This window comes from Dactylosporangium sp. NPDC000521 (assembly GCF_042898305.1).
Taxonomy (GTDB): Bacteria; Actinomycetota; Actinomycetes; order Mycobacteriales; family Micromonosporaceae; genus Dactylosporangium.
The window spans coordinates 343,415-367,880 of record NZ_JBIAYW010000007.1; the positions used below are offsets into that span (position 1 = coordinate 343,415).

A 24,466-nucleotide genomic window follows, 5' to 3' on the forward strand; every position below is an offset into this window, starting at 1 on the left:
GCCGCAACGGAAGTCGCGCAGTGTGTGCCCGGCGGGGTGTGCCGGCCGCTTCGCTACGGCATCGGGCGCCAATCACCGGTGAGTGGGGTGTTCGTGACCGGCGTGGCCGGCCGGCTCCAGCTGGAACGTCGAGTGGGCCACGTCGAAGTGTCCGGCCACGCAGGCCTGGAGCGCGTCGAGCAGCTGCGGGGCGTGGCCGTCCTGGAAGCACTCGTCGCGGACGACGACGTGCGCGGTCAGCACCGGCAGGCCTGACGTGACGGCGTGCACGTGCAGGTCGTGCACGCCCAGGACGTGGTCGAGGTCGACGATGTGCCGGCGGATCTGGTCCAGGTCGATGCCGGGTGGGGTCGCTTCGAGCAGCACGTTGGCCGCTTCTCGCAGCAGCCGGACCGCGCGCGGGGCGATGACGAGGCCGATCAGCACGGACACGATCGCGTCGGCCCGGGTGAACCCGGTGGTCGCGATCACCGCGGCCGCGGCGAGCACCCCGACCGAGGTGACCGTGTCGGTGGCGACCTCGAGGAACGCGCCGCGCATGTTGAGGCTGGCGTTGCGGGCCCGCCACAGCAGGGCGACCCCGACGAGGTTGCCGACCAGGCCGATGACCCCGAACAACGCCATGCCGCCGGGCTCGACCGCGGCCGGTTCGAACAGCCGGCGGACGCCCTCGACGAACACGTACACACCCATCCCGGCGAGGATCAGGCCGTTGACCGCGGCCGCGAGGATCTCCGCCCGGGCCCAGCCGAACGTGCGGCGGCCGGTCGCGGGGCGGGCCGCGAGCAGCGTCGCACCGAGCGCGAGCGCCACTCCCCCGGCGTCGGCGAGCACGTGCCCGGCGTCGGCGAGCAGCGCGAGACTGCCCGTGATGAGCGCACCGGCGACCTCGACGGCGAAGATCGCCACCGAGACGGCGACGGCTCCGGCGAGTGCGCCGCGGTGCCGGCCGGTCGCGGTCACCTGCGCGCCGTGGTCGTGCCCGTGCCCCATCAGGTCACCTCCGCGCCATTCATGTTCACATGCGCATACTAATATGTCTTGAGAACACGCGGAAGCGCCGATCCGGCGGCGGGCGTCGCGTTCGTCGTCGGCCCGCTCGGTGGCCTCATCGCGATCGCCGCCGCCCTCGCGTGCTGGCCGCACCGACGCCCCGGCCGGGCCCGCCATCTGACCGTAACCCCTGCCGGAGGTCTTCTTGTCGACAACCATCGCGGCGCTGGTACTCATCGCGGTGCTCGCCCGCCGGTTCCAGCTCCGTGCCATCAGGGGGCCTGGGTGAGGCTGACGAAGGGTGCGATCCTCGCGGCGACGGCCGCCGCCCGGGGTCCGTGCTGCGGCCGGTGCGGCCAGCGCTGCCGCCGCGGTCGTGGTCGCCGTCGCGGCGCGGGTCGTGGTCGCCGTCGCGGCGCGGGTCGCGCTCGAGGTCCGCACGGTCGTGCCGCCGGCCGCGATCGCCGTGGCCGGGCTCGCCGCGCAGGCGTTCGCGGGGCACTCCGCCTCGTCAGGCGATCATCAGGTCGCGCTGTCGTCGCTTGTACCGCACAGCGCCGCCGCAGCGGCCCGGCCCGCCGCACCGCCCCTGCTGCCAGCGCGAGGCCCGACGCGTCGACCACGCCGGCGACCGCGGCAGGAGATGTGGGTGATGGTCCGCGCCGGCGAGGTCGATCAGGCCACGGTCACCGCCGGGACCACCGTCGGCCGACGAGCACGACGGCCAGCACTCCACCGTCTGCGCGTGCTGCCGCAACAGGCGGCCGGGCCGCGCGGCGCTCAGCGCCCGTCTTCGGTCGTGGCCGGAGGGCCACCGCCGGCGTCCAGGAGCCGGCCGAACTGCCGCACGAGGTCGGCGCCCGCCATGCCGGCGGCGGCGAACTCGTGGACCTCCCCGCCGGTCATGCCGACCGTGACGCACACCCGCCCGCCCTCGTCGGTGCTGCGCGCCCAGGCCATGCCGGCCAGCGGCAGGTCCGGCGGCGCCACGCCGGCGCGTATCGCCCGCCCGATCCTCGCGGACAGCACCCACCCCGTCACGGCCGCGGCAACGGCGACGACCGCGAGGATCCCGGCGCCCATGAACAGCGCGACGCCGGCACGCGCACTGACGGCCCCGCCGATGCCCATCCCCGTCATCGCGACGGCCAGGGCGGCGAACGCCGCTCCGCCGGCCCACCGGAACAGGCGTCGCTGACGGGCGGAGCGGCTGATCACGTACACACCGCCGGCGGTGAACCACAGCGTCGCCGTGGTACCGTCCGCGGTCTCGATCCCATGCAGTTGCACGCCGTCACGATACGCGCCGCCTGGGGATGCGCCGCCGCGGAAAGATCCGGAGTTCGGCACCGGCCGGCCAGGTAGCGCCTTCCCGCACAACGAGGCCGCGGCCGACAGCGTGTTCGCCGCCGAGTGCAGCGAGCAGTCGTCATCCTCCGCAACGGCACCTCCATCAATGCCGCCTCAGCCCTCCTGCGCCCAGATCTCCACGACGAACCCGTGCCGGAAGCGGCCGCCTGGGCCGTGGGCGCGGATGGCGCCGTTGACCCATTGGTGAAGGCGTCAGAGCCGGTGGGACGATTGACAGCAACAGGAAGGTTTGTTTACCGTTTCCCGACGTTTCCCCTAGAGAGGATCGTCGATGCGTAGGTTTCTCGTTCGGGCGGCCGCGCTTGGCGTGCTGCTGGCCGGGCTCACCGGGGTATCCGGCGCCACCGCCGCGACCGGGCCCGTCCCGCTCGCGCCGGCGGACCTGACCGGGTCGGTGGCCAACACCGGGATCTCGTTGTCGTGGCGGCAGCCGGTGGGCGCTCCCGCGGTCGCGTCGTTCCGGGTGTACGAGGGCGGTGTGGTCGTGCGGCGCACCGCGACGACGTCGGCGCCCATGCAGTACATCGGCGTCAACACCACCCACACGTACACCGTGACCGCGGTCTCGGCGGCCGGTGTGGAGTCGGCACCGTCGGCGCCGTTCACGGGCACCACGTGGACGCCCGGCATGGCGCCGCAGTGCAACGAGCCCGCGCCGCTGACCGTGTTCGACGTGACCTCCTCCGGCCTGTCGGCGCGCTGGACCGTGGGCCGGTCGTCGCCGCTGCTCGCCCTGTCCGTCAACGGCCGCGACTACGGCATCGTGTCCGGCACCAGCCTGCGGGTCGGCGGTCTCATCCCGGACACCTCGTACGCGGTCGCGCTGCGGCGGATCGGCTGCAGCTCGCAGGAGCCCACCGTCGGGTACGCGACCACCCGCACCCTGCCGGGCACGACGAACACCACGGCGGCGCCGCGCGACCTGGTCGTCACCGGGCGCACCGACCGCTCCATCGGGCTGGCCTGGTCGGGGCCGACCGACGGGTCCTACGTCCACCAGTACGCGATCTACGACGGCGCCTACCGGGTGGCCACGAGCTGGACCCGGTCGGTGACGGTCACCGGCCTGTTGCACGGCACCGGGCACCGCTACACCGTGGCGGCGCTGAACGTGGCCGGCAACGAGTCCGAGCACAGCCCCGTGCTGTCGCCGTCGACCGAGCCCTGCCCGGCCCAGCCACCGGCCCCGGTGCGGGTGAGCGCTTCCGCCGTCACCGCGTCCACGGTCCGCCTCGACTGGGTCTTGGAGTCGACCGCCACCTCGTACACCGTGCTGGACGGCGACACCGTCGTCGCCACCGTCACCGAGCCGGCCGCGGTGCTCACCGGCCTGGCGCCCGCCTCGACGCACCGGCTGCGCGTGGCGGGCCTGCTGACCGGGTGCGCCGACACGCCCGCCTCGGCGCCGGTCACGGTGACCACGCTGCCGGGGCCGGTCGACCGGCCGGCGGCCCCGGCCGGCTTCCAGGCGGGCCGGGCGACGATCGCCGACGGGTACTACGCCGACATCCCGCTGTCGTGGACGGCCTCGGCCGGGCTGTCCTACCGGCTCTACGACGGCGCGACGGTGGTCGGCACCTACCCGGGCGGCGCGGTGACCCTGCGCACGCGGGGCGCCGAACGCCACCTGTACCGGCTGACCGCGGTCAACGCCAACGGCGACGAGTCGGCGCCGTCCGGCCCGGTCGAGGTCATCACCCCGTTCCTCGTCGCGCCGTAACGCCGGCCGCCGGCATGCCAGGGTGGTGGGCCCAGCTTCTCGGGCCCACCACCCTGCGGCCGTCCCTGGAGATCGCGGCGCCGCCAGCCACATCGAGCGATGGTAGGTATTCCAGGCATGCGCCTCGCCCCGTACACCGGCTTCGGCTTCCCGCACGCCGCCGATGCACGCGCCGCCCTCGACGCACCCGCGAATCAGTCGTTCATGGCTGCGAGCAATGCGTCGCTGACGGTCCTCGCGGCGGGAGAACCGTAGGGTTGCAGTCCTTTCACCAGGGTCAGGCGGGTTCTGGTCAACCGCCGGTCGGTGAGGGGGACGCGGACCAGGGTGCCCTGCGCCAGTTCGGCGGTGGTGTCCTCGGCGGTCATGAAGATCGCCGTCATGGTCCGTGCCGCGATGCCTCGCAGCAGGGCGAGCGAGTCCGCCTCGTAGCTGATCTTCAGATGGGTACCGGTCTCCGCGCAGGCCCGGTCCACCTCCTGCCTGATGCCGAAGCGTGTTCCGGGCAGGGCCACCGGATGATCGCCGACGTCGCGCAGTGAGCAGGCCGGCAGGCCGGCGAGCGGGTGGTCAGGGCGGACCATCACGGACAGGGGTAACGGCTGGTCCTTCAGCGTGATGACGTCCGAGCGGGTCGGCGCTCCGAAGATGAATCCGAGGTGTGCGGCGCCCTCGGCGACGGCGGCACCGACGTCGTGGGAGCCGGCGACGCGGACATCGATGCGGATGTCGGGGTGGGTGGAGGCCAGCGCCTGGAGCGTGTCCGGGATGTACTGGCCCAGCGGACCCTCGACCGTGGCGATGACGACGTGTCCGCGCACGCCGTGCCGGTCAGCGTCGAGTTCCGACCGCAGGTCGGCGGCGCGCTGGTGGGTGTCCGTCGCGAACTCCAGGACTTGATGCCCTGCGGCGGTCAGGGTCATTCCGCGGGATCCGCGGGTGAAGAGTGGGACGCCGAGGTCCTCCTCCAGCAGGCGGATCTGGCGGCTGACGGCGCTGGGCGCCACGAACAGGTTCGCACCGGCACGCAGCACCGAGCCGGTGAGCGCGACCTCGCGAAAGTAGCGCAGCGCCGATGATTCGGTCGAGTGCAGCGGGTCACCTCGAATCCTGCTGATGATCTTGCGAATAGTTCGCAAGATCCATGCCACAAGTCATTCTGGTCATCTTGATTCGCGAATGCAAGGCTCGTCGGTGGACCGCGAGCGGCGAACCGCGCGGCCAACCCGTTTCCGCCGACCCCGAGGATGTGCCGTGTCCGATCTGGTGCCGACCCCGTTCGGCTACGCCTTCCTGCCGGGCGTCAGGCAGTACTCCCAGGGCGTGGTGGGCACCGAGGGCCACGGCCTGACTCGGGTGCAGTTCTCCTCACCCGTAGCACTGAATGACGGGTTGCGCATGGCCGCGGAGATCATCAACGCTGCCGGCCAGCCGGCGGCAGCGTTGTGCGCCTGCGAGCTGCGCACGCCGGCCCCGTTCACGGAGGCGGAGTTCACCGCGTTCAACGGCCGCTACCTGGGTGCCCTGGCGGCCTTCGGCGTTCAGCTGCACGGTGACAGCAGCCCGGTCGCCCGCACCAACGTGTGCCCACCCGCAGGACTGGTCGACGAGCCGAGCATGCATGCGTTCTGCTTCACCGTGCCGGCCGCCGTCGGCCCGGTCACCGACTTCGTCGTCTCCGGCAGTGCCGAGGTCCCCGAAGGCCTGGACAACTACCACGATCATGTCATCGCCCCGGGAGACACGACGCCCGGCGGCCTGCTGGACAAAGCGCGGTTCGTACTCGACGAGCTGACGGGCCGGATGGCGGGTCTCGGCGTGTCCGCCGGAGCGCCACACGTCGTGCAGGTGTACTCCACACACGACATCCATGCGGTCTTGACCGGTCCGGTCGCCACCGGATTCGCACCGCACCGCGGCGTGACGTGGCATCTCGCGCGACCCCCGGTGGTGGGCCTGGACTTCGAGATGGACTGCCGCACGGTGAGCACCGAACGCCTGCGGGTCGTGCGATGAGCGGACCGTGACCACGTCGCCGCGGCCGGCCGGGACGGTGCGTTCCGCGGCGAAGCCATCGATCCACAGAGACGGAGACACACATGCAGCAGGAGCACTACGTGCGACCCAGTGGGCTTCCCCCGGTCAACGGGTACAGCCACGCGGTCGTCCACCACGGACACAGCATCCTGATATCCGGTCAGGTACCACTGGACGCGGACGGGAACCTGGTGGGTGCCGGCGATCCCGAACGGCAGGTCGCCCAGGTCTTCACCAACCTGGCCACCGCGCTCGCCGCGGCCGGCGCCGGCATGCGCGACGTCGTGAAGCTGACCGTGTATCTGACCGAGCGCGCCGACCTTGCCGCGTTTCGCCGCGTACGTGATCGACACATCGACCTGTCCCGACCACCAGCGAGCACGCTGGTGCTGGTCCATGGCCTGATCGACCCAGCGTTCCGGGTGGAGATCGATGCCCTCGCGGTCCGCTGACGACGCGGCGCCCCCAGCGACCAGTGCGCGCCGGTCCGTGCTCCCGTCGGGCACCTGGCCCAGCCCGATCACCGCGGCGGCCGCCGCAGCGGACAAGGTCGGCTACGCCGGTGTTGCCGTCCGCGATGGCGGGGACACGGTGTGGTGGGCGCAGACCACCCCTGGGGCCACCGGCCGGATGGGTGTGTTCCGCCACGACCGCAGCGGTTCGGTGCGCGAGGTGCTTCCCCGGTGGCTCGACGCGCGCACCCGGGTGCACGAGTACGGCGGACAGGGCTGGACGGTCGTCGGCGAGACCCTGGTGACGAGCAACTTCGCCGATCAGCGCCTCTACCGGGTGGACGGCGACACGGCCCTGCCCTTGACACCGGACACCGGTCTCGCCGACCGATACGCGCAGCCGACCGAACTTCCCGGCACCGGGTGGATCGTGTGCGTCGCCGAGCGCCACCGGGCCACGGTGAGCTCCGCGTTGGTCGCGGTGGCGCTCGACGGATCCGGTGCCGTCGTGGACCTGTGGACCGGGTCGGACTTCGTCGCGGCACCGGCGATCTCACCGGATGGGCGTAGCATCGCGTTTCTGACCTGGGACCATCCGCTGATGCCCTGGGACGGGACGCTGCTGCGGACCGCGGCCCTCACGTTTCATCAGGGGCATCCCGCCATCCGCGACGTGACGGTGGTTCTCGGCGGGCCGGAAGAATCGGTCCTGGCCCCGTCGTGGATGGACGATCTCACGGTGTGTGCGGCAACCGACCGGACCGGGTGGTGGAATCTCGTCGCCGTGCCGGCCACCCGCCCTGCCGCGGGCGGCGAGCCGGCGCCGATGTGGCCGGTGGCCCAGGAGTGCGGTGTTCCACTGTGGCAGCTGGGCCTGCGTAGCCACGTCTCCGTTCCCGGCGGCCGCACAGCGGTGGTGTCCGGCGGTCGACTGGTCGTGCTCGACCCGGACGGTGCCGCGGCCGCGATCGAGTGCCCGTTCACGAACTGGCTGCCGTGGCTCGACGCCGGCGGTGACGTCGTCGCCGGGGTCGCGGCGGCAGACGATCGCGCACCCACCCTCGTCAAGGTCGATACCGTGACCGGCGCCTGGACCGTCCTCGCGGAACCGCTGCAGCCGCAGCCGGTCTGGACACCGCGACCGCACCGTTCCACCGTCCCGACCCCCAACGGGGAGGTGCCGGTGTACTTCTACCCGCCGACCTCGCCGCTGTGCCGGTTGCCGGAGGGCACCGCGCCGCTGGCCATCATGTGGGCCCACGGCGGCCCCACCGCATCCTTTCCGCAGCATCACCAGCCCGAAGTCGCCTACTTCACCAGCCGCGGCCTCGCGTTCGTCGCCGTGGACTACACCGGATCGAGCGGACGCGGGCGGCGGCACCGCACCGCGCTGCGGGAACAATGGGGCGTCGCCGACGTCACCGACTGCATCGCCGTCGCCTGCGATCTCCTCGAGCACGGTCGCGTGTCCCGCATCGCCATCCGCGGTGCCAGCGCGGGCGGACTCACCACGCTGCTGGCACTGGCGCGGCCGGGCTCGCCGTTCGCCGGAGGTGTCTCCTACGCCGGCGTCGCCGATCTGGGCCACTTCGCACGCCACACACACGAATTCGAGTCCCGCTACCTCGACGGGCTCATCGGGCGGCTGCCCGAGGCTCAGGCCGCCTACCGCGACCGGTCACCCCTGTCCCACATCGACGCGGTCACCCGGCCGGTACTGCTGCTGCACGGGCAGCGCGACCCGGTCGTCCCGCTGGAGCAGGCGCGGGCGCTGGCACATGCGCTGACCGCGAGGCAGGTGCCGCACGCCCTGCTCGTCTTCACCGACGAAGGGCACGTCTTCAGCAAGCCGGAGACCGTCGCCGCCGCGCTGGACGCCGAGCTCAGCTTCTACGGCCAGTTGCTCGGCTTCGACCCACCAGGCGTCGCGCGGCTGCCGCTGACACCCACGCCGGCCCACGGTGCAGGCGATCCATGACGATCGACGTGCCCACCATCATGATCACCGGCGCGACCGATGGCCTGGGGCGCTCCCTGGCCCACCGGCTCGCGGCCGACGGCACCCGGCTCGTATTGCACGGACGCGATCCCGGCAAGCTTCGCGACACCGCCGCGGAGCTGCGTCGCCGGCACGGCTGCCCGCAACCGGCGACCGTCTGTGCGGACCTGTCCGAGCTCGCGCAGGTCCGCCGGCTGGCCCGCGACGTGGCGTCGGTCACCGACCGGCTCGACGCGCTGGTCAACAACGCCGGAGTCGGCTTCGGAGGGCCCGGAGAGCAGCACCGGCAGCTCAGCGCCGACGGTCACGAACTTCGCTTCGCCGTCAACCACCTCGCCGGCTTCGACCTCACCCTGCGGCTGCTGCACCTCCTACGCCGCGCGCCGCGCGCCCGGATCGTCAACGTCGCCTCCATCGGCCAGCACCCGATCGACTTCGACGACGTCATGCTCGAACACGGCTACACCGGGGTGCGGGCGTACCGGCAGAGCAAGCTCGCCCAGATCATCGCCGGACTCGAACTGGCCGAACGCCTGCGCGACGAACCCATCACCGTCAACAGCCTGCATCCGGCCACGTACATGCCGACCAAGATGGTGCTGGCCGGTCTCGGTCACAGCATCGACACGCTCGAATCCGGCACCGACGCGACCTGGCGCCTGGTCACGCTCCCCGATCTGGCCGGCACCACCGGCCGCTTCTTCGACCGCACCGCGGAAGCCCGTGCCCATCCCACCGCCTATCAGCAGGACGTCAGAACGCGGCTCTGGCGGCTCAGCATCGACCTCACCACGGCGCCGTCACTCTGAATGCCGGCCACCGCCGAGACCCCCGCCGGCAGCGGGGGCCTCGGTGGTGACGTCAGCCGGCGATGAAGGTGTACTGCCCTCCGTCGACGATGAGGCCATCGGTCATCGTGCCGAAGCCGATGACGAGCGAGTGCGACCCGGGCGTCGCCGGCGTGTAGTTGATGACGAGGACGCCGTTGCTGTCGGTGAAGCCGGTGTTCTTCGGCCCGCCGTCGATGCGGTACGAGTACGACACCACCCCCGGCACGTACGACGTCACGACGAACACGCCGGGCGTGCCGGCTACGGCGCCGACCGGACCGCCGATCGGGTACTGCTCCGACGTGACGGTCGGCGAGCTGCGCGGGTTGAACAGCACCCTTCTGCTCTCCGACCGGGTGCCGTCGGCGCCGCGGCTGTACACCGTCAGCGGTGCGCCGCCGGCCATGTTCATCAGCAGTTCCACCGTGGCGGTGCCGTCGGGGCCGGCCGGCACGACGTGCTCGACGGTGTCCTTGAACTTGTAGACGTAGTCGACGACGTCCGCGGCCACCGGGTGGAAGGTGATGGTGCGGTACGTGTTGAACGGCGCCTCGGGGTCGTGGTCCTCGATCGTCGGCGCGTCGGTGGCGACCTGGTAGTCGAAGGTCGCCGCCGGGGACGTGTGACCGACCCGGTCCACGCCGACCACGACGAGGTGATACGCCCCGGACACCGTCGGCGTCCACGGCACGGTGGCGCTGCCGCCGGGCTGACCGGCCGGCACCACGGCGCTGGACGCGGCGTCGAAGCCCCACTTGAAGCCGACCACGTCCGGGTCACCGTTCGCGGAGAAGGTGAACACGGTGGCGACCCCCGGCCGGCCCGGCTGGGGCCCGGACGCGGCGACGGTCGGGGCGTTCGCCGGCGGGTTGCCGTCGAACTGCCACCTGCACCCCGGGGTCCAGACGGACGCGGCCCCACTCGAATCGACGGCCCGCGCCGACAACATGTACGCGCCGTCGTGGTCCAGGACGCCGGCCGGCACTGTCGCCGCCGGGCCAGGGAACTCGGTGCGCCGGGTCGGGTCGTCCTGCGGCCAGACGGCGAAGGTGGTGGTGACGGCGTCGTTGTCGGGGTCGTTGACGCCGGCGGTGATCAGCGGCGCCGGGTTGGTGGACTGCAGCTCGGGGACGGTGCCGCACAAGGTCCCGTCGATGAAAAGCGGCACCGGCTCGCGGGGCGGCCGGTTGTACACCAGGTCGATGGCGGCGGTCGGGGTGAACCGCCGGTGCCGCCCCGGGTCCAGCTCGAGCAGGCCAGGCAGGCGCAGCTCCACCGACAGTGCCGGGCGGCCCTGGGCGAGCGCGGCGGTGAGCTCGGCGGTGACGTCCCACGACGCGACGCCGGGGCAGGTGGGGTTTGCCCCGGCGTACTCGGCGGTGGCGTCCAGCAGGCCCTGCTGGGCCGGCGGCTGCGACCAGGTCGGCGCGGTGAAGGGCGCGGCCTTGTACAGCGCGACGCCGGAGGGCCTGGCGCAGTCGGCGACGAAGAACTCCGGGATCCGTACCGCCGCCGACGTGACGGTCAGACCGGCGTAGGCCGAGAGGTCGAACGTGAAGTAGGCCCGGGACAGGTGGTACTTGCCGGCGCCGTCGCGCCAGAGCCCGACCGGCTGCCCGAGGGGGTCGTCGACGTGAGGGGTGGACGGCTGGAAGGCGTCGGTGTACGCCGCGCGGTCCGAGGGGATCTGCGTGGTGGTCCCGGCGGCCGCGGGAGCGGCGGTGGCGACGAGGAATCCGCCGGCCGCGACGAGGAGAACCACGGCTGATGAGGTGATGCTTCGCAACGATGGCACGGCTCGGATCGTAGTTCCGCGCACCGCGATCCACCGTCCCGACGTCCATAGTGGACATTTGTAGGCGCGAGCCGTAATTGACGCCGTCCAGGTGCTCCGGTGCCGTGGCGAACGGCGTCGGCGCGGCGCGGCGCTCGCTCGGGGCGGCAGGTCGGCGGGGGCGGTCTGACAGGATGCGGTGATGGCGGTCGCATCGAGGGACGGTGTTGCGCGGCGGGTCGTAGTCGTCGGGTACGACGGCTCCGAGCTGCTCGACATTGCCTGTGTCACGTCCACGCTCGACCTGGCTGTCCGCATCGCGGGGCGGACGCTGTACCGGACGGAGCTGATCTCCCCGAGCGGACGGCCGATCCGCTGCGACTCGGGTCTGGAGCTGCACAGCAGCGGGTCGCTGCAGCGCGCGACGGGGCCGATCGACACGCTGGTCGTGTCCGGGGGCCGTGGGCACGAGGCCGCCGCGGCCGACCCGGCGGTCGTCGCACACGTCCGGCGGCTCGCCGCACTCGCCCGGCGAGTGGCGTCGGTGTGCACGGGCGCCACCGTGCTCGCGGCCGCCGGACTGCTCGACGGCCGGCGGGCGACGACGCACTGGCACTACGCCGACGTGCTCGCGCGGCGGTTCCCGTCCGTGCGGGTCGACCCCCGGCCGATCTTCATCCGCGACGGGCGCGTCGCCACGTCCGCCGGTGTCACCAGCGCCCTCGACCTGACCCTGGCGCTCGTGACCGAGGACTGCGGGCCCGACCTGGCCCGTGTCGTCGCGCAGGCCCTGGTCACCTACCTGCAGCGGCCGGGCAACCAGGCGCAGATGAGCGTGTTCAGCGCGCCGGACCCGGACCACGTGACGGTCCGCAAGGCCGTCGCCCATGTCACCGCGCACCTGGCGACGACGCTCGACACGGCGACGCTGGCCAGGCACTGCGGGGTGAGCGCACGGCAGCTGCACCGGCTGTTCATCGAGCACCTCGGCATGCCACCCGGCCGGTTCGTGCGCCGCACCCGGCTGGACACCGCCGCGCGGCTGCTGTCGACCACCGGCCACCCCATCGGGCTGATCGCCCAGTGGTGCGGGTTCACGTCGCTGGAGACCCTTCGTCAGGCCTTCGTCGCGCAGTACGGGGTGCCGCCGTCGCAGTACCGGTCGGTGTCGACGGCGCCCGTCCCCGGCTCGGACCCCTGATGCGGGTCCCGCCTGCCCGGCGCTCCAGGATTCCTGCCGCGAAGCCCGGCGCACCTCCGCACCTGACCGCGGCACGGTCACAGTGAGGGCATGACCTCCTCTCAAGCCGTTGACCGGGACGCGTCCTCGTGGCTGTCGCGCCGGTGGCCGACCGCGGCCGGACTGGCCGCGGCGACCGCCGTGCTGCTCACCGTCGCCGACCGCGAGACGGCCGTCACCTGCGTGTGGGTGGCCGCGCTCTGCTACGTCGCCGCGGCCGCGCTGCACCGGCCGTGGATGGCGTGGGCGGCCGTGCCCGCCGGCAGCGTCGTCATCGCCGTCGGAGAGATCGCCGGGCCGGGGCGATGGGTGCTGCTGGGCGCCACCGCTGCGGTGCTCGTCGCCGTCGCCCTGGTCGGCGGCGGCCCGCGCCGCCAGGTGGTCACGCAGAGCGTCGCCGGCGTCGTGTACGGCGGTCTCGCGCTCGGCGCGTTGGCGCTCGACCCGCGGGCCGGCCTCGTCGTGGCCGGGCTCGTCCTGGCCGCGCACGCCGCATGGGATGGGCTGCACCACCGCCGCGGGACGGTCGTCTCCCGCTCGCTGGCCGAGGCGTGCCTGGCGCTGGACCTGCCGCTCGGCCTCGGCTTGGTCGTGCTCGGCCTCGCCGCGTGAAGGTCTGCCCCAGACGTCGCGTCGGCGGTGCGGCCGCCGTCCTGGCGTCCGGGCGCACGACCGTTGAAGCCCCCGCGACGGTGCTCGGGCCGGATGCGCCGAGCCCGGCCGCGGGTGGATGGTCAGCCGTTCACTGCGCCGGTTCGACCGGCAGCCAGAGCTCGCACGTCGCGGTGGTGAAGTCGTCGGTACGATCGAGGATCGAGACGATGGAGGGGCCTGGCCGCAGGCGCCACGGGTTGGACGGGAACCATTCGGTGGCGGTCGCCGCCCAGGTCGTCTGCAAGGTCTGCGGGAACGGGCCGCTGGTGCGGAACACGGCCCACCGGCCGCCCGCGACCTCGATGGCGTCGAGGTCGTCCGGGAGGGCCGACTCCCGCGCGACGGCGACGCCGTGCAGGTAGGTCAGCTCCGTGCCTTCGGCGGCGTCGGGGTCGACGTCGTCGGTGACCTGCAGCAGGCCGGCCGGCTCGGTGTCGCTCAGCGCCTTCAGGCGGGCGTGCTCCGTCCGCGGCAGGGCGTCGATGTGCTCCTGGATGTGCGGGTTGACGCCGCGGTGGATCAGCGGCACGCGGGCCGCGTGGCCGACGAGCCGGAACGCGGGCCGCTCGACGATCCGGGCGTCCATGGGGTTGCTCCCTTCGACGGTCAGGCGGAACCTGACCTGCGGCTGAGTGCGAAGGGGGCCACCGTCCCGCCGGACGTCGCCGGGCGCGGCGCCGTGCACCGCCCGGAACGCCCGCCCGAACGCCTCGGTCGAGGTGTACCCGTACCGGACGCCGATGCTCAGCAGATCGTCCCGGCCCTGCACCACGTCGGCGGCGGCGACGGTCATCCGGCGCCGCCGGACGTACTCCGACAGCGGCATCCCCGCCAGCGACGAGAACATCCGCCGCAGGTGATACTCCGTCGTGCCGGCCGCCGCGGCGAGCCCGGCGACGTCGACGTCGCCGGTCAGGTGCCGCTCGACGTGGTCCACGAGCCGGTTGAGCGCTGCGATCACCGTGGTCTCCCTTCGACACCCAGCCTGTCCGAGCAGCGGCGGTCCGCGCCCGATACCTGCGGACCGATTCGATCATCCAGCAGCGGACCGCCACGGGACACCACGACGCCCCGGCGACGGCAAAGTGCGCCGGCATCGACCTCGTTCCCGGTGTCGTGACGCAGCGGCGCGGGACGCTGCCCGCACAATGGTCCGCATGGATGTGACCCTGACCGTTGTAAGCCTGTTCCCCGATGACCCGCAGGCGCAGGACGAGGCTGCCCGGCTCTTCGGCGCGGAGCTGTGGCGTGCGGGTGTCGGCGCCGTGCCGGTCACCGCGCCGGCGCCGGAGCGGGCGAAGTCCGGCACCGCGCAGACGATCGGGCAGCTCGCGGTCGCCGGGGTGTTCTCCGCCGCGACCGTCACCGCGATCAGCCAGATCGCGGTCGCGTTCATCAACCGTCACGCCGCGAAGCGGATCAGGCTGACCGCCGGCGACGTCGAGCTGGAGATCGACGGCGACCTCGGACCGGCGCAGCAGGAGGCCCTCACCAAGGTCGTCGCCGCCCTCGCGGACCGCGGGGCCGCCGGCTGATGACCCGGCACCGGCGCCGACGCGGACCCGGCGCGCACCGCGCTGTCCGCCCCGGTCGAAGGGCGCCGGCACCCCGCGACGGTGCTCGGCCCGGATGCGCCGGGCACCGTCGCGAGGCACAGCGTCAGCTCTTGACGGAGCCTGCCATGAGACCGCCGATGAACCAGCGGCCCAGCACGATGTAGACGAGCAGGGTGGGCAGCGACGCGATGAGCGCGCCCGCCATCGAGGCGGCGTAGTCCGGGGACTGGGCGCCGGCGAGAGCGTTGAGCGCGATGGTGATCGGGCCGTTGCGGGTGTTGGACATGAAGATGGCGAACAGGTAGTCGTTCCAGGCCGACGTGAACTGCCAGATCACCGTGACCACGAAGCCGGGCGCGGACAGCGGCAGGATCACCGACCCGAATGTGCGCAGCATGCCGGCGCCGTCGACGCGGCTCGCCTCGATGAGCTCGACGGGGACCGTGGTGGCGTAGTAGTTGCGGAAGATCAGGGTGCAGATCGGGATGCCGTAGACGCAGTGGACGAAGACCAGGGTCGGGATACCGGGCGGCAGGCCGATGTCGTGGACGATCGAGCGCAGCGGGATCATGACGGCCTGGTACGGGATGAACATGCCGAACAGGATCAGCGTGAACACCACGTCGGCGCCGGGGAAGCGCCAGCGGGACAGGACGAAACCGTTGGCGGCGCCCAGGATCGAGGAGATGACCGCGACGGGGACGGCGAGCTCGAACGTGCGGACGAACGAGGGGCGCAGCGAGGTCCACGCCTTCTCCCACGACGCGAACGTCCACTCGCGCGGGAGGTTCCACTGGCCGTTGACGCCGATCTCCCGGCCGGACTTCAGGCTGGTCACGATCAGCACGTACGCCGGCATCAGCACCACGATGAGGAAGAGCAGCAGCAGCCCGTACGTGATGAGCCGGCCCAACGGCGAGCGGCGGTTGATCCCTCCGCCCGGCCTGCGGGACGGGGACGGCGTGGTGACGGCGTCGGCGGCGTCGCGTGGGATGGTGGCGGTCATGAGCGGCGCTCCACGCGGTTGTTGTAGACCAGGTACGGGACGATGACGATCGCGACGAGCAGCAGCAGGATGACCGAGATCGCGGCGGCCTTGGCGTAGTCGCTGGTGAGCAGCGTCTGCCACACGTACACGGCGGGAACCTCGGTGATCCACTGGGCGCCCGACACCGACATGATCAGGTCGAACATCTTCATCGACATGTGCCCGAGGATGATCAGCGCCGACAGCGCGGTCGGGGTGAGCTGCGGGAAGATGACGTGCCGGTAGAGCTGGTAGCCGGAGGCGCCGTCCATCGCCGCGGCCTCGCGCAGCTCGGCGGGGATGCCGCGGAACCCGGACAGGAACAGGGCCATCACGTAGCCGGACAGCTGCCAGATCGCGGGCAGGGCCATCGCGGCCATGCCCCAGTCGGGGTCGGTCCACCACGGGTTCTGCAGGAAGCCCAGGTGCAGGTCGGCGAAGATGCGGTTCAGGCCGCCGGCGGCGTCGCCGGTGCCGGAGTTCATCAGCCACCGCCACACGACGCCGGACGCGACGAACGACACGGCCATCGGGAACAGGTACACCGCCCGGAAGAACCCCTCGGCGCGCACGCCGCGCTCCAGGAGGAACGCCCACAGCAGGCCCATCAGCAGGGCCCCGAGCATGAAGACGACGGTGAAGACGAGCAGGTTCTTGAGCGAGTGCACGAACCGGCCGTTGATGTCCTCGGTGAAAAGGTCCACAAAGTTGCGGAGCCCGACGAAACCCTTGCTGCCCAACGCGTCGTGCTCGTCGGTCAGCGACAGCTTCGTGGTCCAGCCGATGAGGCCGTACACGAAGACGCCGAGCACGACGAGCGAGGGGGACAGCAGCAGCAGGCCCGGCGCCCAGCGGCGCATCCGGGCCGTGTTCTTGGTGCTCAACGCTCTCCAATCACCGGCGCACCGGGGCGCTCACGAGCGGGCGCCCCGGTGCGGAAACCGATCTACTTGCCGGCGAACTGCTTGGCCGCGGCGACGAGCGCCTTCTGCAGGCTCGCGACGTCACCGTCGCTGGAGAACTTGCCCTGCGCGGAGCCGACCGCGCCCTGCCAGCCCTGCGAGCAGGCGGAGCCGTGCGGGCAGGACGGGACCGGGGTGCCCTTGGCCCAGTCGGCGATCGCGGCCTGCTGGTAGGCCGGGTAGTCGGTCGCGACGGAGTCGGTCCGGGCCGGGATGGAGCCCTTCTTGACGTTGAACGCCTTCTGCCCGGCCGCCGAGCCGAGGGTCTTCAGCCAGCACTTCGTGCCTTCGGCGTTCTTGGCGTTCTTCGGCAGCACGAACGAGTCGGCCAGCCACTGGTAGGCGTCGCCGTTGCCCGGGAACACCGAGTAGCTGTAGTCCTTGAAGTTCTTGGCGTCGAGGTCGGCGGCCTCCCAGTCACCCATGAGCTGGAACGCGGCCTTGCCCTCCATGAGCAGCTTCTCCGCGTCGGTCCAGTCGAACGTGTCGCGGTCCTTGTTGCTGTAGGTGAGCAGCTTCTTGTAGTCGTTGATCGCGGTGGTCACGTCCGCGCCGGCCCAGTCGGTCTTGCCGTTCCACAGGCCGTTGAACTTGTCGGCGCCGAGGTCGGAGATGAGCACGGCCTCGAACAGCATCTGCTGCGTCCAGTCCTTGCCCAGCGCGAGCGGTGCCGCGATGCCCTTGGCCTTCAGCGTGTCCAGCTGCGTGAAGAACTCCGGCAGCGACTTCGCCGGCGCGGTGATGCCCGCGTTGGCCAGGACGGTCTTGTTGGCCCACAGCACGTTCGCGCGGTGGATGTTCGCCGGCACGGAGTAGATCTTGCCGCCGACGGTGAGGCTCTCGACGAGGCCCTTCGGGAACGCCGTGGTCAGGCCCCACTCCTTGTACTGCGCGCTGAGGTCCTCGATCTGGCCGGCCTTGATGTAGTCGGACAGCTCGGCGCCGGCGTGCGCCTGGAACGTGTCCGGCGGGTCGCTCTGCTGCAGGCGGGACGCGAGGACCTGCTTGGCGTTCGAGCCGGCACCGCCGGCGACCGCGCCGTTGACGAACTCGTACTGCGAGCAGTCGGTCTTGAACTGCGCGACGAGCCCGTCCAGGCCCGCCTTCTCACCGCCGTCGGCCCACCAGGTGAAGACCTCGACCTTCTTGTTGCCGGTGCCGCTGGTGCCGTCGCCGTCGTCGGCGCCGCAGCCGCTCACCGCGAGGGCGAGAGCGAGGCCGGCAGCGGTGACGAGCGCACGCGTCTTGACGCGCATGTGTCCTCCTGTGCGGGGATTACACGGGGTGTCGAGAGATGTCGGTGTGTGGTCGAACATGTTTGACCATGATTGATAGACCTGCCCGAACCTTCGTCCCGTGCGGGTGGTTCTGTCAACTCACGGCAATCAAACTGTGATGTGACGCCACATCGACCGGACTTTTGACGCGCCTTGACGAAACCCCTCACCTGGGCTTCTCACAACCGACGGACGGTGCTGCGATGCGCCGCGCCCTGGTAGGCGGTGTCCCCGGCGGGTAGTGCGGCGCTGTAGCCAGCAGCTCACCCCGCAGGGAGGATGCCATGCGAACAACCTTCGTCACCGGAATCGCCGCGGCCGCGTGTGCCGCGCTGGCGTCCCTACCCGCCGCGGCGCACGCCGCCACCCCGGCACCAGGCGGTCCGCCGCCACCGGGCCCGACAGCGACCGCCCAGTCACCGGCCGGGCCGCTCAGCACCCAGGACCGGATGTTCCTCGACCAGGCGGCCCAGGGCGCCCAGTTCGAGGTGACGACCGGCCACCTCGCCGCCACCAGGGGCGCGAGCGCGGCCGTCCGCTCGTTCGGCCAGCGCATGGTCACCGACCACGGCAAGGAACCGCGGCAGCTGCAGGCGCTCGATCAGGGACTCGGCATCACCACGTCCGCCCCGGCCGGCTCGCCGCAGCAGAACCTGATCCACATCTGGTCGAACACGCAGGGCGGCACGTTCGACTGCTCATACGCGCCGGCCATCTACGCCCTGCACGCGCTGGACGTCCACACGTTCGACCACGAGGCCGTCAGCGCGGACAGCGCGCAGGTCCGCCAGTTCGCCGCCGGTCAGCTGCCGGTCCTGAGCCAGCACCTGCAGATGGCGAGCAAGAACCTCGCCAACCTCAACTGCTCGGCACCGGCGGCCACGCCGTCATGACCCGCAACGGCCGCACGGGTCGGCCCGACCAGGTTTGACGCCCCACGAACCGGTGAGAACGCAGCGGTGTTGTCGAACCAAGCCCGGGCGGTCGTCGAGGCCACGCTGCCTGTCGTCGGCCAGCACATCGGGGAGATCGCGGACCGCTTCTACGCCCACATGTTCGCCGCCCATCCAGAGCTCGAGGACGGGCTGTTCAACCGGGGCAACCAGGCGGAGGGCTCACAGCCCAAGGCCCTGGCCGGGTCGGTGGCGGTGTTCGCCAAGACCCTGCTGGACGACCCGCTGCGGCCACCGGGCCGGCTGCTGACGCGCATCTCGCACAAGCACGCGTCGCTGGGCGTCCGGCCCGACCAGTACGCCATCGTGCACGACCACCTGATGTGGGCGATCGGTGACGTCCTCGGCGACGCCGTCACCCCGGAGGTGGCGGCGGCCTGGGACGAGGTGTACTGGCTGATGGCCTACGCCCTCATCAACCAGGAGCGCGGCCTCTACAGCGCCCGCGGCGTCACCCCCGAGCGGGTGTGGCGGCAGTGGCGGGTCGCCGAGAAGACCCGCGAGACCGACGACGTCACGAGCTTCGTGCTGCGCCGCACCGACGACCGGCCCGTCAAGACGTCGCTGCCCGGGCAGTACGTCAGCGTCAACCTCCTCATGCCGGACGGCGTGCGTCAGCCGCGCCAGTACAGCCTGACCCGCGCCGACGACGGCGAGCACCGCTACTTCGCGGTCAAGCGGGTCCACGGCGGCGGCAAGCCCGACGGCGAGGTGTCCAACCTGCTGCACAACGGCGTCCAGGTGGGCGACGAGATCTCCATGAGCGTCCCCTACGGCGACGTGGTCCTGGACGACTCCGGCCGGCCGGTCGTCTTCGCCAGCGCCGGCATCGGCATCACCCCGATGGCCGGCATGCTCTCCCACCTCGTCGCCGCCGGCTCCAACCTGCACGTCACCCTGCTGCACGCCGACACCGACGAGGAGTCCTTCCCGCTGCGCCGGCAGATCGTCGAGGACCTGTCCAGCCTGCCCCTGTCGGCGCTGCACGTCTGGTACGAGCAGATCCCGTACACCGAGCTGCCGGGCGCGGGCGTCTCGGCCGGCATGATGGACGTCTCGCAGATCCCGCTGCCCGACGAGGCCGTCTACTACCTGTGCGGCCCGCTGCCGTTCCTGCAGAGCGTCCGCACGCAGCTGATCGAGCGCGGCGTGCCACCCCGCGACATCCAGTACGAGATGTTCGGCCCCGACCTGTGGCAGGCCGACACCGAGTGACGGCACCTCGCGGACGTCGGCTACGAACGCGGGCGGGGCCACCACCGCATGGTCAGGACCTGCCGGCCCGACCTCGAAGCGCCCACCGTGAGCGCCGCGATCCACGCGGGCTGATTGAACCGGCGCCGTAGCGGGCAACCACTCCCCTAAGTGGTGCGTCGCGCACTCCCCCGGCGCGGCGCCGATCGGCAACGATTGCGAGGAGCGGTATTCATGGCTGAGAACACGAAGCAGACCAGCGAGAAGGCGGCCGCGGCGGCGAGCGAGGTCCTGCGTGACCCCGACGCGACCACCGCGGACAAGCGAGCCGCTGGCAGCGCGCTGTCGCAGAAGCCCCCGAAGTCCGGCTCGCAGAAGTGACGAGATGAGGGCCCGGCCGATCCGGCCGGGCCCTCATCGTTCAGGGGACCTCAGCCGCGTTCGAGCACCTTCGCCATGCGCGCCTGGTCCTCGAGGACCTCGTTGATGCGGGCCTGCACGGTGTCCATCTGGCCGATGGTGTCGCTGGTGACGTGGATGCCGTCGGTGACGGACTGGGCGTTGGTCTGGATGCCGGCGATCTGCTCGGCGACCTTCTGCGTCGCCGTGGCGGTCTCGCGGGCGAGATCCTTGACCTCGCCGGCCACGACCGCGAAGCCCTTGCCGACGTCGCCGGCGCGGGCGGCCTCGATGGTGGCGTTGAGGGCCAGCAGGTTCGTCTGGTCGGCGATCGATGAGATGATCTTGATGACGTCACCGATCGCTGTCGACGACTCGCTCAGCGCCGTGACGCTCGTGGTCATCTCCGAGGCCCGGGCGACCGCCTCCCGCGCGACCCGGGTCGCGTCCTGGCTGGCGGAGCGGAGCCGGGAGATCGAGTCCAGCAGGTCGTGGGCGTTGGTGGCGGCGGTCTCCTGCGCACGGCGGATGTCGAGACGCTGCGAGACGAGCTGCTGCACGTTGCGTAGCGCCGACGCCCTCGACTCACTCAGCTCGATGTACTCGGTGGTGAAGAAGTCCATCGTGCCGATGACCCGGTCGCCACTCATGATCGGGAAGCAGATGCCCGACCTGACGCCCGCGCGTTGGGCGGCCGGTGCCCGTACACAATCCGTCAACTCGGCAAGATCGCGGATGAACACCAGGTCACGGGCCCGCCACGCGCGGCCGGACAGGCCGACGCCCTCAGTGAAGGTGGCCGCCAGGGTGACCTGGCGGAACTCGTCGCCGGCGGAGCCGGACTCCATCTGGAAGCGCAGCTCCTGGCCGGCCGGGTCGATCTCCCAGTAGGAGCCGTACGCCCAGCCGAACGCGCTGCGCACCGTGTCCAGCGCGGCCCGGACCACGCTCTGCGAGTCGTGCGCTGAGCCGAGCGCCGCGACGACCGTCGTGACCGCGAGCCGGTCGTCGGCGAGCTGCCGCAGCTGGACCGCGTTGCATGCCTGGGTGCGGGCCTGCTCGGCGATGCGGGCGATCGCGTTCCACTTCTCGGTCCGCGGCCCGTCGATGCGCAGCTCGTGCCGCGAGTAGCACTCGAGGACCGCGATCACCTCGCCGGCCTTGACCACCGGGATCACCACGGCGGCGACGGCGCCGGCCCGGGTCGCCGCCTCGCAGCGCGGGCAGTCCCGGACGCCGCGGGTGTCGTCGGTGTAGATCGGCCGGCGGCCCTGGAAGGCCCGGCCGACCAGCCCGCCGGCCGTGCCCGGGACCGCCTTCAACTGCCCCGCGATCGGGCCGGTCTCGAAGTCGAGCCGCAGCCCACCGGCTGCCCCCGGAGCGGAGCCCGACGGCCCGGGCAGCCAGACCGCGCCGTAGAGGAACCCGTAGGAGCCGACCACCGACTCGACCGTGATCCGCCAGGTCGACGCCTCGTCTGTCGCCCGCTCCAGGGCGACGACCAGCCGCTCCAGTGCCTCCACGTCCCTGGGGACCGCGGCGGTGGACTCCTGGACTCGACCACGTGCTCGCAGCAGGCCCAACGTGACCCTCCGGTCGGTGCAATGGTTGTACAACAACCAATCGGCCCCGAACCCTGTCACCTTACGGCTTCCGGGCGACCACCGCGTAGATCTGCAGATCCTCGCTGACCGGGCGCTCATCGGTGTCGGGGCGCCAGTCGCCGACCGGGACGATGCCGGGCTCGACGATCTCCAGACCCTCGAAGTACCGCTCGATGGTGGTGCTGGGCCGGGCACGGACGTCGGTGCGGCCGGCGGCGAACATCTGCTCATACGCGGTGATGCCCTGCGGGGTGCTGAAGTCCATCGTGCCGTGGGTGATCACCAGGTAGCTGCCGGACGGCACCGCGTCGACCAGGCGCTTGACGATCGCGGCGACCTGCTCGTCGTCGTGGACGAAGTGCAGGGTGGTGATCAGCAGGACGCCGACCGGCTGGGTCAGGTCGAGCGTCTCGAGGAGGCTCGGGTGGTGCAGGATCGCGTCGGGGTCACGGACGTCGGCCTCGAGGTAGGCGGTCGCGCCGCGCGGGTCGCCCTGCAGCAGCGCCCGGGCGTGGACCATCACGATCGGGTCGTTGTCGACATAGACCACCCGCGACTCGGGGGCGACCCGCTGCGCGACCTCGTGCGTGTTGTCGGGCGCGGGCAGGCCGGTGCCGAGGTCGAGGAACTGCCGGACACCGGCCTCCGCCAGGAAGTGCACGACGCGGCGCAGGAACGCCCGGTTGGCCCTGGCCAGGGCGACGACGGCCGGGAAGGCGGCGGCGATCGCGTCACCGGACTCCCGGTCGGCGGCGAAGTGGTCCTTGCCGCCGAGCCAGTAACTGTACCGCCGCGCGGGGTGCGGCACAGTGGTGTCGATCCGGCTCTGCTCGCTGCTGTCCACCGGCGTCCTTTCCAGGCGGCGTGCTGTGTCGTGACCGAACTTAGTGGTTCGTCACAACAGCACCAACAACCGACCGGCCTACTCGCCGATGCCGGTGCGGCCCGGATCGCGCAGGGTCTCGTCGATGTCGGCGCTGGTCCTGGTCAGGATCGCCCGGACCTGGTCGCGGGTCAGCTCCCCCGGCGCGTGCCACAGCTCCGCGAAGTCCTTGGCGATCACGCTCTCCACCACGATCCACGCGGCGACCGACGGGTACATCCTGCCGTGGCCGATCATCTCGCGGAACGCGGCGTACGCGGGCTCCGTCTCCAGCTTCGTCCCGGCGACCGCTTCCGAGCGCGCGGGCCAGAGGCCGGTGCTCACGGCGTACCGCTGCTGACTCTGCTTCCCGGTGAGGAACCGCACCCATTCGAACGCGGCTCCGGGGTGCTTCGCGTCCTTGAGGATCGCCAGGTTGGAGCCGCCGAGGAAGCCGAACCGCCCGGCCTTGCCCGCGGGCAGCGGCGCGGTCGCCCAGCCGGCCCGCAGGCCGGGGCGGTCCGGGTCGGCCAGGAAGTCACCGACGGACTGGGAGTTGTCGATGGTGACGGCACCGCGACCGGCGGCGAACGCGGCCGGCACGTCGTTGTTGACCATCTGCGCCACCTGCGGGTCGTTGAACCGCGCGACCAGCCGCTGGTAGTAGTGCACGGCGTCGACGGCCGCCGGCTCGGCCAGTCGCGACGCGGTGCCGGCCGCGTCGAGCAGGTCCCCGCCCGCGCTCCACACGAACGGTGCCACGTTGTGGATGATGCCGAAGGTGTTCTCGTTGCCGATCGCGAGGGGCGCGACCCCGCCGCCGGTGGCCTGGATCCGCTGCAGGGACGCCTCCAGCGACTCCCACGTGGCGAACGCCGTGGCCGCGTCCAGACCGGCGGCCTTGAGCACATCGGTGCGGTAGAACAGCGCCCGCACGTCGACCAGCCACGGCATCGCCGTCGTGTCCGGGGATCCGATGAGATGGCTGGAGCTCCAGCTGGCGGCGGTGAACGCCGTCTGCCCGCCGACCGCGTCGACCTCGGCGGCCGTGTAGGGGCGCAGCGCCCCCAGCTGGCTGAAGCCGCCGACCCAGGTGGTGCCGAGCTGGGTGACGTCGGGCCCTTCGCCGCTCGCCGACGCGGTGCTCAGCCGGGTGAGCGCGTCCTCCCAGACGATCCGCACGGGGTTGACGGTGATGTTGGGGTGCGCGGCGTGGAACTCCTTGGCCTCCTCGGCCACGGCCTTCTCCTGCAGCGGGCCGCCCGACGGCATGTACCAGAAGTCGATCGTGACGGGCGGCTGGTCCGCGGCGTACCCGACGGACTCCTTCGCGCCATCACCGCTTCCGGCGCATCCGGACATCGCGAGCGCGGCGACGACGGCGACCGCCAGGACCCTGAGCACGCCCCATTCATCGGCACCACGGCCCGCCACTTGAGCACTGAGCGCGGAGCTTGAGCACGGAGCCGGAGGCGGAGCTGGAGCACCGAGCCGGCGACGGAAAGTCGACAGAAGTCGTATCACGGAATCGGGGCTGATCATGCTGACCTGCGCCAGCCCGG

General features: G+C 71.8%; 22 protein-coding genes. 11 read left to right on the forward strand and 11 right to left on the reverse strand.

Annotated elements, in window-relative coordinates; all coding sequences use genetic code 11:
- Nucleotides 1-72: 72 nt before the first annotated feature.
- Nucleotides 73-993, reverse strand: a complete 921-nt coding sequence (locus tag ACFY3L_RS24455) for a cation diffusion facilitator family transporter (protein ID WP_389328228.1) — start codon at nucleotides 991-993, stop codon at nucleotides 73-75.
- Between the two features lie 780 nt (nucleotides 994-1,773).
- Entirely contained in the window at nucleotides 1,774-2,283 is a 510-nt protein-coding gene (locus ACFY3L_RS24460) for a hypothetical protein (protein ID WP_389328231.1), read from the reverse strand.
- A 352-nt stretch (nucleotides 2,284-2,635) separates the two neighbouring features.
- Between ACFY3L_RS24460 and ACFY3L_RS24465 the strand changes: the two genes are divergently transcribed.
- The gene (locus ACFY3L_RS24465) at nucleotides 2,636-4,084 is read left to right on the forward strand and encodes a fibronectin type III domain-containing protein (RefSeq protein ID WP_389328234.1); all 1,449 of its coding nucleotides are present in this window, start codon (nucleotides 2,636-2,638) and stop codon (nucleotides 4,082-4,084) included.
- A 194-nt stretch (nucleotides 4,085-4,278) separates the two neighbouring features.
- On the opposite strand, the gene ACFY3L_RS24470 is transcribed toward ACFY3L_RS24465, so the two are convergent.
- Nucleotides 4,279-5,235 carry a LysR family transcriptional regulator gene (locus ACFY3L_RS24470; RefSeq protein ID WP_389328237.1) on the reverse strand — a complete coding sequence of 319 codons (957 nt, stop codon included), beginning with the start codon at nucleotides 5,233-5,235 and terminating at the stop codon, nucleotides 4,279-4,281.
- A gap of 103 nt (nucleotides 5,236-5,338) precedes the next feature.
- On the opposite strand from ACFY3L_RS24470, the gene ACFY3L_RS24475 reads away from it, so the two are divergent.
- The 4 genes from ACFY3L_RS24475 to ACFY3L_RS24490 all read left to right on the forward strand — a co-directional run bounded on the left by ACFY3L_RS24475 (nucleotide 5,339) and on the right by ACFY3L_RS24490 (nucleotide 9,381).
- Nucleotides 5,339-6,100 (forward strand): hypothetical protein, encoded by a 762-nt coding sequence (locus tag ACFY3L_RS24475; protein WP_389328240.1) that lies wholly within the window; start codon nucleotides 5,339-5,341, stop codon nucleotides 6,098-6,100.
- A gap of 173 nt (nucleotides 6,101-6,273) precedes the next feature.
- Nucleotides 6,274-6,573 (forward strand): RidA family protein, encoded by a 300-nt coding sequence (locus ACFY3L_RS24480; RefSeq protein ID WP_389328860.1) that lies wholly within the window; start codon nucleotides 6,274-6,276, stop codon nucleotides 6,571-6,573.
- The gene (locus ACFY3L_RS24485; protein ID WP_389328243.1) at nucleotides 6,554-8,551 is read left to right on the forward strand and encodes a prolyl oligopeptidase family serine peptidase; all 1,998 of its coding nucleotides are present in this window, start codon (nucleotides 6,554-6,556) and stop codon (nucleotides 8,549-8,551) included. The genes ACFY3L_RS24480 and ACFY3L_RS24485 overlap by 20 nt, the downstream gene beginning before the upstream one ends.
- A complete protein-coding gene (locus tag ACFY3L_RS24490; protein WP_389328245.1) occupies nucleotides 8,548-9,381 on the forward strand; it encodes an SDR family NAD(P)-dependent oxidoreductase in 834 nt (277 codons plus the stop codon). The genes ACFY3L_RS24485 and ACFY3L_RS24490 overlap by 4 nt, the downstream gene beginning before the upstream one ends.
- Before the next feature lie 52 nt (nucleotides 9,382-9,433).
- Here the strand turns inward: ACFY3L_RS24490 and ACFY3L_RS24495 are convergent, their stop codons facing one another.
- The gene (locus ACFY3L_RS24495; RefSeq protein WP_389328248.1) at nucleotides 9,434-11,197 is read right to left on the reverse strand and encodes a hypothetical protein; all 1,764 of its coding nucleotides are present in this window, start codon (nucleotides 11,195-11,197) and stop codon (nucleotides 9,434-9,436) included.
- Between the two features lie 181 nt (nucleotides 11,198-11,378).
- Here ACFY3L_RS24495 and ACFY3L_RS24500 point away from each other — a divergent pair, with 181 nt between their 5' ends.
- Nucleotides 11,379-12,377, forward strand: a complete 999-nt coding sequence (locus ACFY3L_RS24500) for a GlxA family transcriptional regulator (RefSeq protein WP_389328251.1) — start codon at nucleotides 11,379-11,381, stop codon at nucleotides 12,375-12,377.
- 90 nt (nucleotides 12,378-12,467) lie between these two features.
- The gene (locus ACFY3L_RS24505) at nucleotides 12,468-13,028 is read left to right on the forward strand and encodes a hypothetical protein (protein ID WP_389328253.1); all 561 of its coding nucleotides are present in this window, start codon (nucleotides 12,468-12,470) and stop codon (nucleotides 13,026-13,028) included.
- Nucleotides 13,029-13,158: 130 nt separating this feature from the next.
- Here the strand turns inward: ACFY3L_RS24505 and ACFY3L_RS24510 are convergent, their stop codons facing one another.
- Nucleotides 13,159-14,031 (reverse strand): GyrI-like domain-containing protein, encoded by an 873-nt coding sequence (locus ACFY3L_RS24510; protein WP_389328256.1) that lies wholly within the window; start codon nucleotides 14,029-14,031, stop codon nucleotides 13,159-13,161.
- 196 nt (nucleotides 14,032-14,227) lie between these two features.
- On the opposite strand from ACFY3L_RS24510, the gene ACFY3L_RS24515 reads away from it, so the two are divergent.
- Nucleotides 14,228-14,605, forward strand: coding sequence for a hypothetical protein (locus tag ACFY3L_RS24515; RefSeq protein ID WP_389328259.1), 378 nt, complete (start codon nucleotides 14,228-14,230; stop codon nucleotides 14,603-14,605).
- 124 nt (nucleotides 14,606-14,729) lie between these two features.
- Here ACFY3L_RS24515 and ACFY3L_RS24520 read toward each other — a convergent pair whose 3' ends face one another.
- From ACFY3L_RS24520 to ACFY3L_RS24530, 3 genes are all read right to left on the reverse strand, one after another.
- Nucleotides 14,730-15,632 carry a carbohydrate ABC transporter permease gene (locus ACFY3L_RS24520; RefSeq protein WP_389328262.1) on the reverse strand — a complete coding sequence of 301 codons (903 nt, stop codon included), beginning with the start codon at nucleotides 15,630-15,632 and terminating at the stop codon, nucleotides 14,730-14,732.
- Entirely contained in the window at nucleotides 15,629-16,513 is an 885-nt protein-coding gene (locus tag ACFY3L_RS24525; protein ID WP_389328863.1) for a carbohydrate ABC transporter permease, read from the reverse strand. The genes ACFY3L_RS24520 and ACFY3L_RS24525 overlap by 4 nt, the downstream gene beginning before the upstream one ends.
- Before the next feature lie 86 nt (nucleotides 16,514-16,599).
- Entirely contained in the window at nucleotides 16,600-17,871 is a 1,272-nt protein-coding gene (locus ACFY3L_RS24530; protein WP_389328265.1) for an ABC transporter substrate-binding protein, read from the reverse strand.
- 305 nt (nucleotides 17,872-18,176) lie between these two features.
- Here ACFY3L_RS24530 and ACFY3L_RS24535 point away from each other — a divergent pair, with 305 nt between their 5' ends.
- The 3 genes from ACFY3L_RS24535 to ACFY3L_RS24545 all read left to right on the forward strand — a co-directional run bounded on the left by ACFY3L_RS24535 (nucleotide 18,177) and on the right by ACFY3L_RS24545 (nucleotide 20,420).
- Nucleotides 18,177-18,785: a DUF4142 domain-containing protein gene (locus ACFY3L_RS24535; RefSeq protein WP_389328268.1), complete on the forward strand. Its 609-nt coding sequence runs from the start codon at nucleotides 18,177-18,179 to the stop codon at nucleotides 18,783-18,785.
- Between the two features lie 66 nt (nucleotides 18,786-18,851).
- Nucleotides 18,852-20,060: a globin domain-containing protein gene (locus tag ACFY3L_RS24540; RefSeq protein WP_389328271.1), complete on the forward strand. Its 1,209-nt coding sequence runs from the start codon at nucleotides 18,852-18,854 to the stop codon at nucleotides 20,058-20,060.
- A gap of 213 nt (nucleotides 20,061-20,273) precedes the next feature.
- On the forward strand, nucleotides 20,274-20,420 hold the full coding sequence (locus ACFY3L_RS24545; protein WP_389328274.1) for a hypothetical protein: 147 nt from the start codon (nucleotides 20,274-20,276) through the stop codon (nucleotides 20,418-20,420).
- A gap of 50 nt (nucleotides 20,421-20,470) precedes the next feature.
- On the opposite strand, the gene ACFY3L_RS24550 is transcribed toward ACFY3L_RS24545, so the two are convergent.
- The 3 genes from ACFY3L_RS24550 to ACFY3L_RS24560 form a co-directional block, all read right to left on the reverse strand.
- Entirely contained in the window at nucleotides 20,471-21,961 is a 1,491-nt protein-coding gene (locus tag ACFY3L_RS24550; RefSeq protein WP_389328277.1) for a methyl-accepting chemotaxis protein, read from the reverse strand.
- Between the two features lie 121 nt (nucleotides 21,962-22,082).
- Nucleotides 22,083-22,886, reverse strand: a complete 804-nt coding sequence (locus ACFY3L_RS24555; protein ID WP_389328280.1) for an SAM-dependent methyltransferase — start codon at nucleotides 22,884-22,886, stop codon at nucleotides 22,083-22,085.
- Between the two features lie 78 nt (nucleotides 22,887-22,964).
- Complete coding sequence (locus tag ACFY3L_RS24560) at nucleotides 22,965-24,308, reverse strand: extracellular solute-binding protein (RefSeq protein WP_389328283.1); 1,344 nt, start codon at nucleotides 24,306-24,308, stop codon at nucleotides 22,965-22,967.
- Nucleotides 24,309-24,466: the final 158 nt, after the last annotated feature.

What these genes read in the sequence shown, in the direction of transcription:
- ACFY3L_RS24485 (WP_389328243.1), top strand. Translation starts at nt 6,554, where the DNA reads ATGCCCTCGCGGTCCGCTGACGACGCGGCGCCCCCAGCGACCAGTGCG.
- ACFY3L_RS24490 (WP_389328245.1), top strand. Translation starts at nt 8,548, where the DNA reads ATGACGATCGACGTGCCCACCATCATGATCACCGGCGCGACCGATGGC.
- ACFY3L_RS24455 (WP_389328228.1), bottom strand. Translation starts at nt 993, where the DNA reads ATGGGGCACGGGCACGACCACGGCGCGCAGGTGACCGCGACCGGCCGG.
- ACFY3L_RS24525 (WP_389328863.1), bottom strand. Translation starts at nt 16,513, where the DNA reads ATGCGCCGCTGGGCGCCGGGCCTGCTGCTGCTGTCCCCCTCGCTCGTC.
- ACFY3L_RS24535 (WP_389328268.1), top strand. Translation starts at nt 18,177, where the DNA reads ATGCGAACAACCTTCGTCACCGGAATCGCCGCGGCCGCGTGTGCCGCG.
- ACFY3L_RS24545 (WP_389328274.1), top strand. Translation starts at nt 20,274, where the DNA reads ATGGCTGAGAACACGAAGCAGACCAGCGAGAAGGCGGCCGCGGCGGCG.
- ACFY3L_RS24520 (WP_389328262.1), bottom strand. Translation starts at nt 15,632, where the DNA reads ATGACCGCCACCATCCCACGCGACGCCGCCGACGCCGTCACCACGCCG.
- ACFY3L_RS24530 (WP_389328265.1), bottom strand. Translation starts at nt 17,871, where the DNA reads ATGCGCGTCAAGACGCGTGCGCTCGTCACCGCTGCCGGCCTCGCTCTC.
- ACFY3L_RS24500 (WP_389328251.1), top strand. Translation starts at nt 11,379, where the DNA reads ATGGCGGTCGCATCGAGGGACGGTGTTGCGCGGCGGGTCGTAGTCGTC.
- ACFY3L_RS24515 (WP_389328259.1), top strand. Translation starts at nt 14,228, where the DNA reads ATGGATGTGACCCTGACCGTTGTAAGCCTGTTCCCCGATGACCCGCAG.
- ACFY3L_RS24465 (WP_389328234.1), top strand. Translation starts at nt 2,636, where the DNA reads ATGCGTAGGTTTCTCGTTCGGGCGGCCGCGCTTGGCGTGCTGCTGGCC.
- ACFY3L_RS24505 (WP_389328253.1), top strand. Translation starts at nt 12,468, where the DNA reads ATGACCTCCTCTCAAGCCGTTGACCGGGACGCGTCCTCGTGGCTGTCG.